Raw genomic sequence first — 16467 nt, 5'->3', positions numbered from 1 at the left:
GAGAGGCAATGCTTCATGACCGAGACAGCCCAGGCTCAACCATCGATGATGGATGTGTTTCGCAGTACCTGGGATACCTGCGAACTCTTCGCGCAAGTACGCGCGCACGCGCCGGTGATGCATTTACCCGAACTCGACGCCTGGGTGATCAGCCGATATGACGACATCCTGCCCGTCGTGCGTGACGTTGACCGTTTCGGATGCATGCCCGACGACCTTGTCGGTGAAGTCCCCGCCCAGCTGAAGGACGCGCTGCCGCACGGTTACGCACCCTGGCAACCGGCACTGGTTAACACCGATCCACCGCAACACTCACGCATCCGAAAGCTCGCAGCCAAAGCCCTGACCCCAGCCGCGGTGCGCACCCGGGAGGGTGTGATCCGCGAAGCCGCCGACAGCCTCATCGATGCCATCCAGCATGACGGGCGCGGCGATCTCATGGACCGCTATGCCACCCCTATGCCCGTTCATGTTCTCATCAGGATCCTCGGAGTGCCAGCCGAGGATCATCAGCAATTCCACCACTGGACGCTCGGTATCACCGAACTGTTCGTTCCGTCGATCCCCGAGGAGCGACGCCTGCACTTGGCGCGCGACCAAGTCGACTTCAACGACTACCTGATGGACGCGATTGCGCAGCGCCGCAAATCACCGAGCGACGATCTGATCAGTGGCCTGATCCTTGCCCAAGAGGATAGGGAGAAACGTTTGACCGACCGCGAAATCCTCGGCGTGGTAGGCCAACTCGTTATCGCGGGATTCGAGACAAGTGCTGGCGGAATAGGCTTTTCGCTCTACAAACTGTGCGAGGACCGTGACCTGTTCGCGCGGGTGCGAGCCGACCTGGCTCTGGTGCCGAAAGTTGTTGAGGAATCGCTGCGTCGACTCACGCCGGCCCGGGGAATCGTGCGTCGGGCCAAAGAGGATGTCGAGATCGGCGGGCACCAGATTCAGAAGGGCTCCAACCTGTTTCTGCTCGTGCAGTCGGCCAACAATGACGACGCCCAGTTCGAAGATCCAGCGCGTTTCAACATCGACCGCGACGCCGCCGAAATGCGCAGGAGTGTCCACTTCGGTTTAGGGCCGCACAACTGTATCGGCCAGTGGGTGGCGCGGCTCGACATGCGAGTGGCCATCGAGGCCGCGATTACGCGGCTACCCAACCTTCGCCTCGCACCGGAGCAGGAGATCCGGGTACAGCACGGGATGATCTTCCATCGTCCCGAACACTTGCAATTCGAATGGGATTGACAGTGCAGCAACCAGATCTACTCACGAGAGTGCAGCACCCAGATGACCATTAACTCACGTCTGATCGGTGTATGGAGCGCAGCGGCGTTCTTCCTGGTATGGGCTGTCGGATACATGGCGTTCGCCCAATGGGTGCCGCCCGTCTCCCCCGCTTTGACCGCCCCGCAGCTTGCCCAACTCTTTCACGAAAGGTCCGTGCCGATTCGCGTCGGTATGGCACTCATGAGCCTGGGCGCGGTTTTCTACCTGCCGTGGACGGTCACGCTCGCCTCACTCGTCAGGGAAATCGAAGGAAAACCGTTCTTCTGGGCCGCGACTCAGCTGGCAGCGGGAATCGTCTCGATGTTGACATTCATGTTGCCCGCTTTCATGTGGGCGGCCGCCGCATTCCGGCCGGAGAGGAATCCCGAGATCACCCAGGCGCTAAGCGATTTGGGCTGGTTGCTCTTCATCACACCAATCGCTCCGTTCATGATGCAATACATCATTTTGGGTATCGCCATACTCTCGGACCGCCGGCCGCGGCCGGCCTTTCCACGCTGGGCGGCTTATCTTCAGTTCTGGGTAAGCCTTTCATTCGTTCCGGCTGTCATCGCGTTCTTCGCCAAGAACGGGCCGTTTGCCTGGAACGGGCTTCTGGTCTGGTGGGTGCCGTTGACCAGTTTCACGGGATGGTTTGTCCTGATGATCATTTTGGCGCGTAGGGCGGTGCTCATGCCTGCCGTACCGATTACCCAAAGCGTGGTGGCCGTCCCGAGTAGCTGACGAACGCCGCCGCCGCTAGCTCCCAGCAACCCTCAGCGAGTGCCTTCGTAGAGTGTCTGCCATACCACCGACGTGGCCCCATCGAGCGCGGATTCGGTCATGGCGCCGCCGCGCCCCGCCAATTGGTTGAAGCCTCGCTCGAACATCCATGCCAGCCAGGGGGTGACAGCTGTCAGATCGATGTCGCGACGGATGGATCCATCGCGTTGTTGGGGAATGAAGCTTCGGTTCATGTCCTCACACCGGCGTTCCATGACCGCCGCGTACTCCTCCTGCACACGCGGTTCATAGGCGGCGGCCTCAATGACCGCCGACATCATGCGTCCGTGTTGACCGTAGGCCGCCGCCAAACGATCGAGTGCGTTCCGCAGATCCGCACGAGTGGCTGTGGGCGGTAAATGAAACCAATCGTCCGCGGCGTCTCCAACCGCCTTCGTGACACGCTCCATCAGCTCGATCATGAGCGTGCCCTTGTCCTCGAAATAGACGTAGAAAGTCGAACGGGCGATGTCGGCCTCGGTGATCAACTGCTCGACGCTGATCTCAGAAAATGTCGAACCTTCAGCGAGCAGGCGCTCGACGATCGTGAACAGCCGGTTGCCGATCGCCTCGCGGCGCTCTGCCCGGCTTTGCTTAGCTCTGCGCGTGACGGTTGGCATCTATAACGGGGTCCTCGTCGCTTCGTTTCGAAGCGCCAGTCTAGCCCTGGCCACGTCAAACCATTGCGCGCAAACTCTGATTCAGGGGAGAAGTTGGTGTCGGAGCCTGTCCGCCACCTTGGGGTCGGCCCCTAAGCGAGCAAAACAACGAACTCAGCCCGGCCACATGTAGGTCGGCAGGTTCGCCTTCGACGCTCCGATGATGCCGAGCCAGTTGAACGGCAGGTGGTAGATCAAGATGGTTGCAGCGCAGCAGAACCCGATCGCCGCGAGCGTACGCACCGTCGGCTGAAGGGCCGGACTCCAGCGCTCAAAGCCACGTTCGACCGGCGACAGCCCGTCGGCGGACGAAACGGCCTGTATCCGCATCCAGGTGTAGAGCAACCCCAGCGTGGCCACCAGGAACGACTCGTACAGCGGGAACTGAAACTGACTGCCCGCCCATAACGTCAGCGGCCCATAGGTCTGCGCGAACGAGTAACCGTGCGTCAATCGGATCGCCAAATTCTCCACCACGAAATCGAACGCGAACTCCCCGATGAAGATGATCGCCAGCAGCGAAACGTTCGAATGGTGCGGAAACCGCGATCGCAGCGCGAAATACATCGGGCAGCCGACGACAGCGACGCCCGCGCAGAAATACACATACATCGGCGGCCCCCACAGCAACGACTCCGCATAGCGCGACGAGGTCGCCGGATTGTGGAACGGCAGATAAGCAGTCCAGACGCCCATGTTGACGTTGTGGGCGTTCCACGCGAACAGGTACGTGTAGCAGTTCAGGAAGGCGTCCGCGACGAACGCCGCCATCCCGCCGAGCACGAACTTGCCGTCGAGGCTCAAAGTTCCGTTCCGGCGCCACGGTACTACGACATAAGCCCAGATCAAGTAGACCAGTAGCGCCGCGCTGAGTCCCTCAAAGACGCGCAACGCCACTAAATTCCACAGCGGCATCCGGTCCGCACCGAGCAAAGGCGCCGGGCCGAAATCGTCGGAGGCGAACCATCGCAGCAGCGCTTGTACCGCGATCACCAGCCATACGACGGCGATGGCGGCCCAAACCGTAACCCCGCCCGTGCGGGTCGCCTCCGCACTCACGACCCGCCGCGACCCGATTCGATGGAGCGTCGATTCGGACATTACGACATACCTCCTCAAGTTTGAATCAAGATTAAACAATCAGCGTCGCGGGCCGCAATAGTGTCAGCACGTGGGCCACCACGGGGATTAGTTCAGTTGCGGTATCACATCGGAACCGATGAGTTCGACCATGTCGCGGTATTCGGCGGCCGGCTGGCCACCCATGTCGACGTAGATCAGGTTGGTGTCGCTGGTGAGAACGCCGGCCCAGTCGTTGAGTCGTTCGGTCACCTCAGCCGGGCTGCCGACGATGGCGGGCCCCTTGGTGGTGAGGAATCCGAAATCGAACGGCTTGGTGACGAACGGCGGCGGGTCGGGGTTGACCCGGGGAATCACGGTGTTCATCAGCTCGAAGTAGGCCCGATAACGGGGTTCCCACCGCTCGCGGGCGGCCTGGCTCGTCTTGGCGACGTTGACGTGCCAGCAGGCGCCGACGCGTGGCTCCCGGGGATGCCCGTATGCCGCGAATCGTTCGCGGTATTTTTCGACCACGGGCTTGAACATCTGCGGGTTGCCGAAGGCCGAGGGCAGCATCAGGTCGAGACCGAGGCGCGCGGCAAGTTCAAGGGACGATTCGGAGGCTCCCCCGCCGACCCACAGCGGCATCGGGCCGACCGGCGCGGGCTGCAGCACGAACTCGCTGATCGGGGCGCGATGGCGTGAGCCCGCCCACGTCACTTCCTTACCGGCCCACAACTGGGTGAGCAGTTCGACGTTCTGCGCAAACAATTCGTGGGAGTCCTCCAACAGCTGCCCGAACAGCGTGTAGGTGGACACGAAGAAGTTGCCGCGGCCAACGACGACCTCGCAGCGTCCACCGGATAGCGCATCGACGGTCGCGTAGTCCTCCGCAACCCGAATGGGGTCCAGGTTCGCCGCCAGTGTCACAGCGGTGGACAACCCCAGCCGCGAAGTGCGTTCCCCGATCGCCGCAAGGATCACCGGCGGTGCCGACGTCGTGTACTCCAACCCGTGATGTTCGCCGATGTGCACACCCTCGAAGCCGGCTTCGTCGGCGACGGCTGCCGCCTCGACGATAGCCCGGTGCCTCTCGGCGGCTGTGGGGGTCAGTCCGGTTACCGGATCGGTCACCACGTCACCCAAAGTCATCAAGCTCAACTTCATGTCGGCTCCTCTGATATCGACCAATGTTTGGTTGTTAGCTACGCGTGAGGAGTTGGGAACCTCTCGCCTTCTCTGCGCTCAGGTCGCGTGAAAGCCCTTGCGACACAGCCAGCCATGGACATGATCGGCCGCCCGTGACAGGTGCGATCTTTGGTCCTCACCGCTGAAGTAGTGGTTGGCCTCGGGCAAGTCCACCCGTTCCTTGTCCGGGTGCCCGATCGCGTCGAACACCTGGTCCTGATGACTGGTGGGAACCGCGTCGTCGCGCCCATTGACGACCATCAGCACCGGCACCGAAACCCTCGGCGCCGCGTCCCCGGCGTCCACCTGGGCGGTGTCCAGGCCCCATTGCGACAACCAGCTGCGCGCGGTGGTGAATCGCATCAACGCTCCGGGGCTGGTGTTGGCCACCTCCGGATCACCCAGGTAGCTCCACCGCGGCCGGCGTCCGTTCGGTTCGATGGCCGGGTCCAGCCAGCGCGGGTCGGCCATCGTTCCGTGCACGACGAACGCGTGCTCGGCGTGCGGCCTGCCGGCGTCGCGGAAATCCTGCAGCCGCTGCTGCGCGAAGGCGCTGATCCGCCGGTTGCGCTCGCGCTGCCGTTCGCGGTACGCGGCGAGGAAGTCGGCCGAATACGGTGGCTGGTTCGGGTTCGCGGGGTCGTAGAGATCGAACTCGGCGTCGCGGTCGCGGTCCGGCTGTAGCTCGTCGGTGATCGAGGCGTCGAGGAACTCGGTGAGTAGACGATGCCGGCTGCGTGGGGCGGCCAGCTGCATCACCGCATCGGCCGCCGGTAGCGAGGTGTCCGCCAGCAGCGTCGGTTCACCGGCCGCGGTCTGGGTGATCGTGGGTTTCTCCGCTTCGGCCTGGTAGCCCATCATCGGTGATCCCCCGCCGCTCCACCCGGCTAGCACGACACGCTCGTAACCGAACCGTTCGCGTGCCTCGCGGACGCAGGCGCCGAGGTCGAGCAGATGGTTTTCCATCTGAAGGGCGGAATCGCCGACCGAGTAGCGATTGGCGTAGCCGATGACGTGCAGTCCGGTCCGTGCCAATTCGGAGAACAGCGGCAGGTAGGCGGGCGATCCGATCGGGTGTGACGCCACGATCACGGTGTCGGAGTCGCGGTCGCCGCGCAGCAACTGCGCGTAGCGCACCACGTTGTCTTCGACGGAACCGTACACATCCTTGCGCACCGAATGTTCCTGCGACACAACCAGGAAAGGGGTACGGCGGTACTTGGTGCGTTCGACGGCCGGCGGGGTGCTGGTCGGCTGCTCCGGTGCAGACATCAGCGCCGCACCTCCCGCCAGGGTAGGTCCCGGTCAACCCGTGGCTCCCCCGGCAACCCGAGCACCCGCTCACCCAGAATGTTGCGCATCACTTCGGAGGTTCCTCCTTCGATCGAATTGGCCAGCGACCGTAGATAGGATTTGCGGACGTCCCCGCCGCCGTAGGCCGCCGAGAACTCTGGAGCCGTCTCGGTGTAGCCGTCGATGAGCAGCCCGGCGGGCCCGGCCAGATCGACGCAGAATTCGTAGATCGCCTTGTTCAACTCCGCCATCTGCAGTTTGGCGATGGAACCCTCGGGACCTGGCTCCCCGCCGGCCTGCGCGGCGCGCACGTTCGTCAACCGAGCGGCTTCGGCGCGCGTCCACAACAGCATGAGCCGCTCGGTGGTGGCGGCGTCGGCGCGTCCGGCGGCCAGCGCCTCGCGATAGCTCTCGACGGCGCGCCCGATCGGCCCCTCGCCTCGTTGCGCCGGCCGGGCGCCGATCGAGATCCGCTCGTTGGCCAGGGTTGTCATCGCGACCTGCCAGCCCTGCCCTACTTCACCGAGCACGTCGGACGCCGGGATCCGCACGTCGGTCAGGAATACTTCGTTGAATTCAGCCTCGCCGGTCAGCTGGCGTAGCGGACGCACCTTGACCCCGGGGCTGTGCATGTCGAGCACGAAGTAGGTCAGCCCCCGGTGTTTGGGCACATCGGGATCGGTCCGGGCCAGCAGCAGTCCGAACCGGGCGACATGACCCAGCGAGGTCCACACCTTCTGCCCGTTCACGACGAACTCGTCCCCGTCGCGCACAGCGCGGGTGGCGAGTGCGGCCAGGTCCGAACCGGCGCCGGGTTCGGAGAACAGCTGACACCAGATGTCCTCGCCGGAGAAGCAGGACCGCAGGTAGCGTCGCTGCTGCGCTTCCGTGCCGTGCGCATGCACGGTCGGCATCGCCATGCCCAGCCCAATCACGTTGCGGGCGCTGTGGTCTGGGCAGCCCGCCGCCGCGAAGCTGCGCTCCACCACCGCCTGGAATGCGGCGTCCAGGCCGCGGCCGCCGCGCCCCGGCGCGAAGTGGACCATGGCGAGCCCCGCGTCGAACCTGGCCTCCCGCAACGCCCGGTCCGCCTGGTGGTCGCCGGGATCGGTCACCGGGTGCTCACCGAGGAACTCCGAGACGACGTTTTCGATCGCGCGGGCATCGGCCGGCCGATCGCTCGACGGATGTCCGGCCGGTATGGGCGGGGCCTCGGGGATGGTTGCCATATCGATCCATTCGGCCAGCCGCGCCCGATGCGCGGCCGGCGAACCGAACAACAGCTGAGAACTCTTGGCCCGCTTGAGATACAGGTGGGCGGGGTGCTCCCAGGTGAAACCGATGCCGCCGTGGATCTGGATGTTGTGGGCGGCCGACCGCAGGTAGGCGTCCGAGCAGACCGCACGCGCCAGGCTGGCGCCTATCGGGAACTGCTCCGGATTGTGTGCGGCCGTCCACAGCCCGTGGTAGACAACGGATCGCGCCGACTCGACGTCCACCAGCATGTCGGCGCAGCGATGCTTGATGGCCTGAAAGGATCCGATCGCCCTGCCGAACTGGATTCGGCTGCGGGCGTGGCTTAGCGCCATATCGAGGACCCGCGCCGCGCCGCCGAGTTGCTCGGCGGCCAGATACAACGATGCCAGGTCGGCGGAGCGCCGCAGCGCCGCGCCCGCACCGCCATCCACGCCGAGCAGGCACGCCGGCGTATCGGAGAAACGAAGCTCGGCGAGCTTGCGAGTGGAGTCCATCGTGGTCAGCGGGTTGCGCGTCAACGCATTCGCGTCGCCGGCCACCGCCAACAGACACGGCCCCGCCGTGCTGCGCGCCGCCACGAACAAGACATCGGCGATGCACCCGTCGACCACGATCGGGGCCGTGCCCGACACGCTCCACCCGTTGTCGTCGCCACGGACGGCAACCAACGTGCTGGCGCACGGCGTGGGCCCGGACCAGGCCAGCGTCGCGATGGTGTCCCCGGAGGTGATTCCGGGAAGCCAACGCGCAGCGGCGTCTTCATCCCCGAGCTCGACGAGTGCGGTTGCGGCCAGGCCCACCGTCGACAGGAACGGCCCGCTGAACAGCGCTGCGCCCATCTCTTCGAACACCACGCCGAGTTCCACCGCGCTCGCGCCGCTGCCACCGAACCGTTCCGGCACCGCGAGCCCCGGCAGGCCCAGCTCGCTCGAAACTTGACGCCACACCGCCGGATCGAAACCGGATTCGGTCTCCATCAATTCGCGGACCGCGGCCTCATCCGAATGCTTGCCGAGATAGTCGCGCACGACCGCTCGCAGCTGCTCGGCGTCCGCGCCGGGGATGAAGTTCACTTTGGCCTCGTCTCGGTCTCCCGGGTCCCGCGTCGAGTATAACCATACATTGTTTGGTTAGCGCCAGGCCGCCCGATACCCGCCCCGTCAACCAATCACGTCGAAGACCAGATCCAGACTCTCCGGACCGTTGGCAATGCCTGCGGCCCAACGTACTTCGGCATCGGGGTCGGCGAAACGCAGGTTCGTCACCCGCTTGAAGAGCTCGTCGAAGGCGATCGCGATCTGGATCCGGGCGAAGTGCGAACCCAGGCAACGGTGGATTCCCAGCCCGAAGCCGGCCGAGCTACTGCGACGGGTATCGAATTTCAGCTGCGCGGCTTCCTCGAAGCGGGCTTCGTCGCGATTCGCGGAATCGAAGCGAATCAGCAACTGCTCGCCCTGCTTGATGGTCACGCCACCGAGTTCGACGTCCCTGGTGGCCGTTCGGCCGAGACAGCCAACGGGCGACTCCAGCCGGATGAACTCGTCCATGTCCTGACGAATCCAGGCGGGATCACGCAGCCGTTGTTCGAGCTCGGGCTGGCGCGCCAGGTGGTAGGCGATCGAACCAATCGCGCCTCGAGTGGTGTCGAGGCCGCCCAGGAACAAGACGGTGACCACGCCGAGTCGTTCGCCATCGGTCAGCGGCCTGCCGGATTCGAGGACGCCGGTGGCGATCGCATTCAGCACGTCGTCGCGGTCAACGGGGTTCGCCTCGCGCTCGGCGATGTATTGCCCGGCGAGCATGGCGAGTTCGAAGAACGCTTCGTCGGTGGGATCGACCGCCACCCGGATCACGACGTCGGCCGCGCGGTCCATTTTTTCGGGGTCCTCTTCGTTGAACACGACCCTTGACAAGGCATTGCCCACGAACGGGCCCGCGTACTCCCGGATGAAGTCGACGCGTCCGTTGTCGACGAAGCGACCGATCAGGTCGATGGCGTTTTTCCGCAGTTCGGGTTCGAACCGCAGCAGGAAGTTGCGGGTGAACATCGGGTTGAGGAGCCTGCGCAGTTCCACCTGATACGGCGGATCGGCGTCGAGGGGGTTGAGTTGCACCGGCGACGGGCGGGGCGAGACACCCGCCGACGAGAAGGTGTGCGGGTCCTCGAGGACCCGGCGGACGTCCTCGTAGCGGGTGACGACGTACCGGCTGCCCTCGTCGGCATCGGTGTGCGCAACCGGACAGTTGCGCCGCGCGTACGAGAAGATGTCCCACTTGGCCTTCTCGTGCTCGGGATCCCACATGTTGTAGTGCGGCAGGATCGCCGCGGCCGAGGCGTCGGATTCAGCCTTCGCGTTGTCCATGACCTGCGACGTTAATCCAGCATTGTTTGGTTAGTCAATGCCTATGTACAAGGCTCCGCAGCCGCATTACGTTATCGAACAGCGATCGGTTAAAGCGACGGCGCGGCGTGCGAAGGGGAGATCCGAAATGGGAGCGTTGGACGGCAAGGTTGCCTTCATCAGCGGTGGAGCGCGAGGCCAGGGCCGCTCGCACGCGGTGCGACTGGCGAAAGACGGTGCAGACATCGTCACGTTCGACATCTGCGGGCAGATCGACTCCGTCCCCTACCCGCTGGGAACCGAGGACGAGCTGGCCCAGACCGTAGCCGAGGTTCAGGCGCTCGGTCGTCGGATTGTGGCCGCCAAAGCCGACGTGCGGGACGAGGCGGCCGTCAACAAGGTCTTCGATGAGGGCCTCGCCGAATTCGGCCGAGTGGACATCGTGATCGCCAACGCCGGCATCATGCCCGTGCTGGGCCCGACGTCGACCGTGGTGCAGGCGTGGCACGACTGCATCGACGTCATGCTCACCGGCGTCGTCTACACGATCGAGGCGGCCATCCCGACACTCGTCGAGCAGAACACGGGCGGCGCCATCGTCATCACCAGCTCGGCGGCCGGCCTGAAGGGAACGACGCGCAGCCTGCGCTCCAAAACATACGGCATGCTGGGCTATACGGCGGCAAAGCACGGCGTCGTCGGGCTGATGCGGGCATACGCGAACGCACTGGGCGACTACAACGTTCGGGTGAATTCGCTGCACCCCACGGGCACCGACACCCCGATGGTCAACAATCCATCGTTTTTGGGCGCCGCCCCCGATGTCCCCGAACTGTTCGACGCGATGACCAATATCCTTCCCGTTCAGCTCATCCAGGCCGAAGACATCTCCAACGCCGTGGCCTGGCTGGTCTCCGACGAGGCCCGCTACATCACGGGCGCGACGATTCCCGTCGATGCCGGCGCGACCGCACGCTGACTCGCGCCCCGACACAGTGGTCGATCCCGCCGACGACATCGAATCCGTGCGCTGGTGGCACACGATATTCGCGCTCCGGGACGTCGCCGCCGATACGTATGAGAGCGCACCCACAAACTCGGGACTGCCACGCCTCTACGGCGGGCAGGTCGGGGCGCAGAGCTTGCTGGCCGCTGCCGCGACGGTCGATTCGGACCGCGTCGCCCATTCGTCGCACACCTCGTTTCTGCACGCGGGCGACGACGCGCAGGCGATCAGCTACGAGGTCGACCGGGCACGCGACTCGCGGTCGATGTCCACGCGGGTCGTCACCGCGCGGCAAGGCGGGCGGGTCCTGGCCACCACCGTCGCGTCGTTTCACGCGCCACCATCGGACGACGCGCGCCCCTCAATCGAGCACGAATGGCCAACGGAGCAAGGCGATCCCGCGCGACCGCTACCCGACCCCGACACGCTGCCATCGCGCCGGGCGTCGTTGTCCGATCGATACGGTGACGATTTTCCGGGCGAAGTCGGGGCACGGTGGCCGGTCGATCTGCGCTACATCGATCACGTACCCTGGAGCGATTCGATCGCGCCACCGCGAAATCGCCTCTGGGTGAAAGCGATTCGCTATCCGCGCGAGGTGGCCGCCGCGGATGCCGCGGCCTTGGCCTTCGCGACGGATCTGCCGATGTTCGAACCGGTCTACTTTCCCACCGGAATACCGTGGCGCGACATGGTCGGCCATACAGCCTTCCTGGGAGCTACGCTGAGCCATTCGGTGTGGCTGCACCGTCCGGCGCGCGTTGACGAATGGCTGCTCTTCGAGCAGCTGGCACCCGTCGCGCACGGATACCGTGCGTTCTGCCGCGGCGAACTGCGTTCCCGCTCAGGGCAACTCGTGGCCAGCGTCGCCCAGGAGATGGTGTTCGTCGCACCCCGGACTCGATCGGTCAGACCCCACGATGGTCCGACCTGAGCTGTTCGCGGGACAACTTGCCGGTGACGTTACGAGGAAGCTCGCCGACCAGGACCAGCCGCTTCGGCAGCTTGTACCGTGCTAGCTGCTGCGCGGCAAACGAATTCAAGTCGTCGAGGGTGAGGGAGACCCCAGGCGCCGGTACCACGACCGCCAGGCCGACCTCACCCCAGTCCCCGTCCGCCACGCCCACGACGCCGACATCGCGCACATCGGGATGCAGCAAGAGCACGCGTTCGACTTCGGCCGGATAGATGTTCTCTCCACCGGATTTGAACATCTCCTTGACCCGGCCGACCGGGTAATAGAAGCCGTCTCGGTCTCGGTATGCCGAATCTCCGGTTCGAAACCAGCCGTCGTCGGTGAAGTAGTCGGCGTTGTCGCGCTCCCAATATCCGACGGTGATGCTGGGACCCTGCAACCAGATCTCACCGGTCACGCCGTCTTCGACGTCGTTGCCGGCCGAATCGACCAGCCTTATCCGCGTATGCAGCGCGGCGCGACCGGTCGAGCCCCTTTTCGCGTAGGCGAGATTTTTCGCCTCGTCGTCCAGAGCCGTTGCCATCGGGCCCATCTCGGTCCCGCCGTACTGCGGCTGCAGTGGGAATCCGCGGTCGGCCCACAGCTGTAGGAGCTCCGGTGATGCGATGGCACCGGCGATGATTCCGTGTCGCAGCCGGGAGAAGTCCGCGTCGGCGAAACCGGCCATCTCGGCCATGCGCTGATAGAACAACGGGATGGCGGCGAAATGGGTGATCGGCGGATCGTGGCCGACCAGCCGGTGCAGTACGTCTTGTGGGTCGAACCGGGCCATCGTCGTGACCGCGCCGCCGAAATACAGGATCGAATTGGCCATCACGTTGAGGCCGCCGGCGTGAAACAGCGGCATCGGGTTGAGTTGGTGGCATCCGGGTTGTGCGTACCCCGTGGTGTGGGCCGAGTTGAGGGCCTGCCACACCAATGTTGCATTGGTCGACAGGGCGCCCTTTGGCCGCCCGGTGGTCCCCGACGTGTACAAGATGTGGGTGGGCTGGTCCATCGGGATCGTGCCGGTTGCGCGAAACGGGGCCGCGGTCGCGATCGCGGACTCGTAATCGGTCCGCTCGCGCTCCCGGCCGAACGATAGACGCTGGTCGATATCGGCTTTCGCGGCGGCGTCGATCGCAACTTCCGCCCACCGTTCGTCGTGGACGATGACGCGGGGGCGGGCGTCGAGGCAGAGCTCCTGGATCTCGCGGACGTGCAGCCTCCAATTCAGCGGTGCGAACAGCGCGCCAAGGCGCATGCAGGCGAACTGGACTTCGAACACGCGCGGATCGTTCTCGCTTATCAACGCCACCCGGTCGCCGGGCCCGACACCGAGGTCGCACAGCGTGGCGGCCGCTCCGGCGACACGCTCTTCCAGTTGCGCCCAGGTTGTTCGCCGTCCATCCTCGGCGCAGCCGAGGGCAAGGGACTCACCGTGGCGCCAGGCGTGGTAGGCCACCCAGTCAGTTGCGGCAAACACCATCTGCGCTCCGATCCTTGACCTACCTAATCATGATTAAAAATTGTACGGTGTCGCGGTACCCTGGCCCATCGGCTAGGAATGCGGCAGACGCCGCAGCGGGGCCATGAAGCCGGGGGTTCCCGGGCATGGACCGTACGCGCTGCCCCGCACCGACCCAATGTCGCACTGCCCGTTGATGATGTGGGCCGGGTAGGTCGGTGAGTTGTTGGCGTACAGCCCGACCGGGGCGATGGTGACCAGGATCGTGACCGCCACCATCAACTGCATGTAGCCGACGAGCGAGAGAAACGACACGGCGTTCCGGGTGCGTGGCCGCAGGTGGTCGAGCCCGCGCTCGAAGATCGTTGCCCCTCTGTCGTCGCGCACGTATCGGGCCAGGGTCGGGGCCCCAAAGAACAGGATTGCCGACAGTGGCAGGGTCACCGGGAAAGGGCGCGCCGCAGTGGCGATGTTGAGGCCGGCGGGGATGAACTGATTCCACAAGTTCAATTGGCTCGAAACGCCGTCGATCAGCAAGTCGGCGATGATCGCGAAGCTCGCCAGGGCGACCAGCATCCGCGCCATCGAAGCGCTGGGATAGCGGGCTTTGACAATCCGCAGCAGCCCGCACCCCAACATCGCGCAGACAAGGAATCCCACAAGGTAGATGCTGCCGATGACCAGAACCGGCTCGGGCGAGCCGCTGCAGGCCTTGTTGATCACGAACGGTGCGTGGCTGCACCAGCTGCCGACGTTGACGAAGTTCGAGCTGTACAGATTCATCGGAACGAAGAAGTTGTAGAACGGATCAAGCCAGTACGCCGAAAGCCCCGCGATGCACAACTGCGCGTCGAAGGTAACGCGACGTTGTCGCAGACACCCACGGACGACATACGCACCCACGCCGAGAACTAACATCACGGCGACGATTTCGTAGACCGTCGCGATCGTGAAGGCGGACGCCGCGGGATCTCGATATGCGGTCACGGGGCGGGGGCCCGCGGCAAGCCATGCCGCGACCGTCCACCCACCCCACACGAGGAACAGGCCCGCGATCCCCGCGAGGTAGTGCTGCCATCGCCATTGGGCTCTCGGTGCCCGCACGACATCACGACGAACCGCAGGAGCCCCCGGGTGCACCGTGTCCCAGTTATCCAAACCGCTTGACATATAGCGCCTTCCGCGTGGCAACCGTCGTCTGCGAGCACCACCGCGGTTCACAGAGGTCAGCGGTTCAATCGGGCGCAGGCCACTCACTCTAATTGAACGGTGTTTGGTTAGGAAGGGACGCCGAAGACGCGCTTGGGGGGCCGTCGCGATCGCGCGTTGCCGTGGTGGTTCCCCCGGCAAGTGAGCGCGGCGGCCGGTGCCCCGTTGACTGCGCCAAGAAATTCGTCGTCTCCCATTGCCGACTCGTAGAGTCTTTCCGATGAGTTCCCCCGTGGCCCGCCGCCGGCCAGGCCGCCCGTTGGGCGCCGACGGCGCCGAGACGCGGCAAAAGATCCTGCACAGCGCGCGGCAGGTCTTCGCCACAACGGGTTACGAACGGGCCAGTCTCAAGCAAATCGCCGAGGAAGCCGGGATCACCCGCAACGCAGTGGCCAACTATTACTCGAGCAAAATCGAGCTGTACAGGGCAGCGCTGACTTCGGTCCACGACGTCGTAGCCGGCCGAATCCTCGACGACGCCAAGGTCGAGACCGGCTCCGCCCACCGTCGCGTCATGGCGGTCTTCGAAAGTGCGATCGGGTTCAGTCAGACCGATGAGACGTTCGTCCGGTTCTTCGTGATCTCGACCGCCGACGCCATCACCCACCCGGAACTTCGCGAAAAGGCACTGCTGCCGATCGACTCCGTGCGCGAATACATGGGCGAGTTGCTCGCCACCGCGGCCCGGACCGGCGAGATCGACACCGAGTTGGATACCGAGGCCACCACTCAGGTGTGCATGGATTTGCTGTGGGGCCTGGCGATGGACATCGGCTTCTATTCCGACGAAGAGCGGACCCGACGGACGATGCGGGCCGTCGACAGGATCGTCGCCGCGACGCTCGCTCCCACACGACCTTGACGAAAGAGGCCCTTGCGGGCGCGCCGGGAGATCATCGGTTGCCCGGGGGCGCCTTGCGGTCGGCCAGTGCGGCGAGAAGCGCGCTCAGCCGCCGCTGTTCGGAGGGTTCGAGCTCGGCAAACCACTCACGCTCCCTTTCGCCCTGCTCCCGCATCGCCTCGCGCAGCGCATCGCGGCCATGCTGGGTCAGCTGAATTCGGACCAGTCGACGATCGGCGCTGTCGCGAGTCCGGAGCACCAACCCATCGCGCTCGAGGGTGTTCAGCGCGCTGGAGATGGCGGCCCGTGACGCGCCCGAAAGTCTTGCGATATCACGTAATTCGGCGGCACCGACGGCCCACAACACGTTCATGATGCGAAAGCCGGCCCATGTCCAGCCGCGCCGGCGGTGCATGCCCTCGAAATCACGGGACAGTCGATGCTGCAGCCGGGTCAGGTTGAACACCAGCTCGGCGCGCTCGGCGGCGCCCGCCCCGACAACGCCGTCCGCGCGAAGCCGGCCGGCCAACAGTTCCCGATACTCTTCGACGGTGATCGTCCGCGTCGGCGGGTGCTGGGTGACCATGCCCGATTATGGACCGCCGCCCAGGACAAGCGCGCCGCATTGACGCCACCCACTTGGCGTGGTGAACGCTATCGCCGCGGCCCGACGATCAATATCGCCCTCACGCCCTCGATGGCTTGGTTAATGATAACGATCGTTTGCGCGCTGGGCGCTGATGCTCGATACTTTCAGGTCCCCGCCGCGAAAGCGAAGTACGTCACAGCGGGGAGATGAGCCGGGACGCAGCAGGCTGAGCAGCACAACGTCGATATTCCGGGTGCAGTTGCAGCCCCGATATCCCGATGGCCGGCCAAGGTGCAGCCTTCAGCCACTCCGGCGTAAGCGATCGTTTACAAATTGGCGCTTCGACGCTAGCATCGGCGGTATCGCGGCCGTCACATAGGCACTGCTGCACAGAACAAGGACCAGGAGCTGACGATGGGTTACACCATTCCTGAGACGGTGACTACTAAGGGGCCGTTTCAACCGATGCGCTTTGAGGCCACCGTTGAGGAGTGCATCGTCACCCACGGTGAGATCCCGCAAGATCTGGCCGGTGGGTTCTATCGC

At 64.8% G+C, this 16467-nt stretch carries 14 protein-coding genes; 5 read left to right on the top strand and 9 right to left on the bottom strand.

Translation table 11 applies throughout. The features are described from left to right. Positions 1–15 precede the first annotated feature (15 nt). Entirely contained in the window at positions 16–1251 is a 1236-nt protein-coding gene (locus tag EPN51_RS13475; RefSeq protein ID WP_293043316.1) for a cytochrome P450, read from the top strand. A 42-nt stretch (positions 1252–1293) separates the two neighbouring features. Next, the gene (locus EPN51_RS13470; protein ID WP_293043313.1) at positions 1294–2016 is read left to right on the top strand and encodes a hypothetical protein; all 723 of its coding nucleotides are present in this window, start codon (positions 1294–1296) and stop codon (positions 2014–2016) included. A gap of 32 nt (positions 2017–2048) precedes the next feature. On the opposite strand, the gene EPN51_RS13465 is transcribed toward EPN51_RS13470, so the two are convergent. The 6 genes from EPN51_RS13465 to EPN51_RS13440 form a co-directional block, all read right to left on the bottom strand. Then, positions 2049–2675, bottom strand: coding sequence for a TetR/AcrR family transcriptional regulator (locus EPN51_RS13465; protein ID WP_293043310.1), 627 nt, complete (start codon positions 2673–2675; stop codon positions 2049–2051). Positions 2676–2828: 153 nt separating this feature from the next. Further along, positions 2829–3815 (bottom strand): spirocyclase AveC family protein, encoded by a 987-nt coding sequence (locus EPN51_RS13460; protein ID WP_293043307.1) that lies wholly within the window; start codon positions 3813–3815, stop codon positions 2829–2831. An 87-nt stretch (positions 3816–3902) separates the two neighbouring features. Next, complete coding sequence (locus tag EPN51_RS13455) at positions 3903–4940, bottom strand: LLM class flavin-dependent oxidoreductase (protein WP_293043304.1); 1038 nt, start codon at positions 4938–4940, stop codon at positions 3903–3905. Between the two features lie 78 nt (positions 4941–5018). Then, the gene (locus tag EPN51_RS13450) at positions 5019–6233 is read right to left on the bottom strand and encodes an alpha/beta hydrolase (RefSeq protein WP_293043301.1); all 1215 of its coding nucleotides are present in this window, start codon (positions 6231–6233) and stop codon (positions 5019–5021) included. Further along, entirely contained in the window at positions 6233–8584 is a 2352-nt protein-coding gene (locus EPN51_RS13445; RefSeq protein ID WP_293043298.1) for an acyl-CoA dehydrogenase, read from the bottom strand. The genes EPN51_RS13450 and EPN51_RS13445 overlap by 1 nt, the downstream gene beginning before the upstream one ends. A gap of 87 nt (positions 8585–8671) precedes the next feature. Next, positions 8672–9874 carry a cytochrome P450 gene (locus EPN51_RS13440; RefSeq protein ID WP_293043295.1) on the bottom strand — a complete coding sequence of 401 codons (1203 nt, stop codon included), beginning with the start codon at positions 9872–9874 and terminating at the stop codon, positions 8672–8674. A 127-nt stretch (positions 9875–10001) separates the two neighbouring features. Here EPN51_RS13440 and EPN51_RS13435 point away from each other — a divergent pair, with 127 nt between their 5' ends. Together EPN51_RS13435 and EPN51_RS13430 are read left to right on the top strand one after the other, a co-directional pair. Beyond that, entirely contained in the window at positions 10002–10832 is an 831-nt protein-coding gene (locus EPN51_RS13435; RefSeq protein WP_293043292.1) for a mycofactocin-coupled SDR family oxidoreductase, read from the top strand. Further along, entirely contained in the window at positions 10810–11793 is a 984-nt protein-coding gene (locus EPN51_RS13430) for an acyl-CoA thioesterase domain-containing protein (protein ID WP_293043289.1), read from the top strand. The genes EPN51_RS13435 and EPN51_RS13430 overlap by 23 nt, the downstream gene beginning before the upstream one ends. Here EPN51_RS13430 and EPN51_RS13425 read toward each other — a convergent pair. Further along, positions 11768–13303: an AMP-binding protein gene (locus EPN51_RS13425; RefSeq protein ID WP_293043286.1), complete on the bottom strand. Its 1536-nt coding sequence runs from the start codon at positions 13301–13303 to the stop codon at positions 11768–11770. The genes EPN51_RS13430 and EPN51_RS13425 overlap by 26 nt on opposite strands. Positions 13304–13375: 72 nt before the next feature. Beyond that, the gene (locus EPN51_RS13420; protein WP_293043283.1) at positions 13376–14386 is read right to left on the bottom strand and encodes a spirocyclase AveC family protein; all 1011 of its coding nucleotides are present in this window, start codon (positions 14384–14386) and stop codon (positions 13376–13378) included. Positions 14387–14711: 325 nt separating this feature from the next. On the opposite strand from EPN51_RS13420, the gene EPN51_RS13415 reads away from it, so the two are divergent. Beyond that, a complete protein-coding gene (locus EPN51_RS13415; protein WP_293043280.1) occupies positions 14712–15353 on the top strand; it encodes a TetR/AcrR family transcriptional regulator in 642 nt (213 codons plus the stop codon). Positions 15354–15384: 31 nt separating this feature from the next. On the opposite strand, the gene EPN51_RS13410 is transcribed toward EPN51_RS13415, so the two are convergent. Further along, positions 15385–15918 carry a MarR family transcriptional regulator gene (locus EPN51_RS13410; protein WP_293043277.1) on the bottom strand — a complete coding sequence of 178 codons (534 nt, stop codon included), beginning with the start codon at positions 15916–15918 and terminating at the stop codon, positions 15385–15387. Positions 15919–16467 lie beyond the last annotated feature (549 nt).

The sequence above is a fragment of the Mycobacterium sp. genome (assembly GCF_004298145.1).
Classification (GTDB): domain Bacteria; phylum Actinomycetota; class Actinomycetes; order Mycobacteriales; family Mycobacteriaceae; genus Mycobacterium.
Note: the sequence above shows the minus strand (reverse complement) of the source record. Positions and strands in the feature narration are given on the sequence as shown.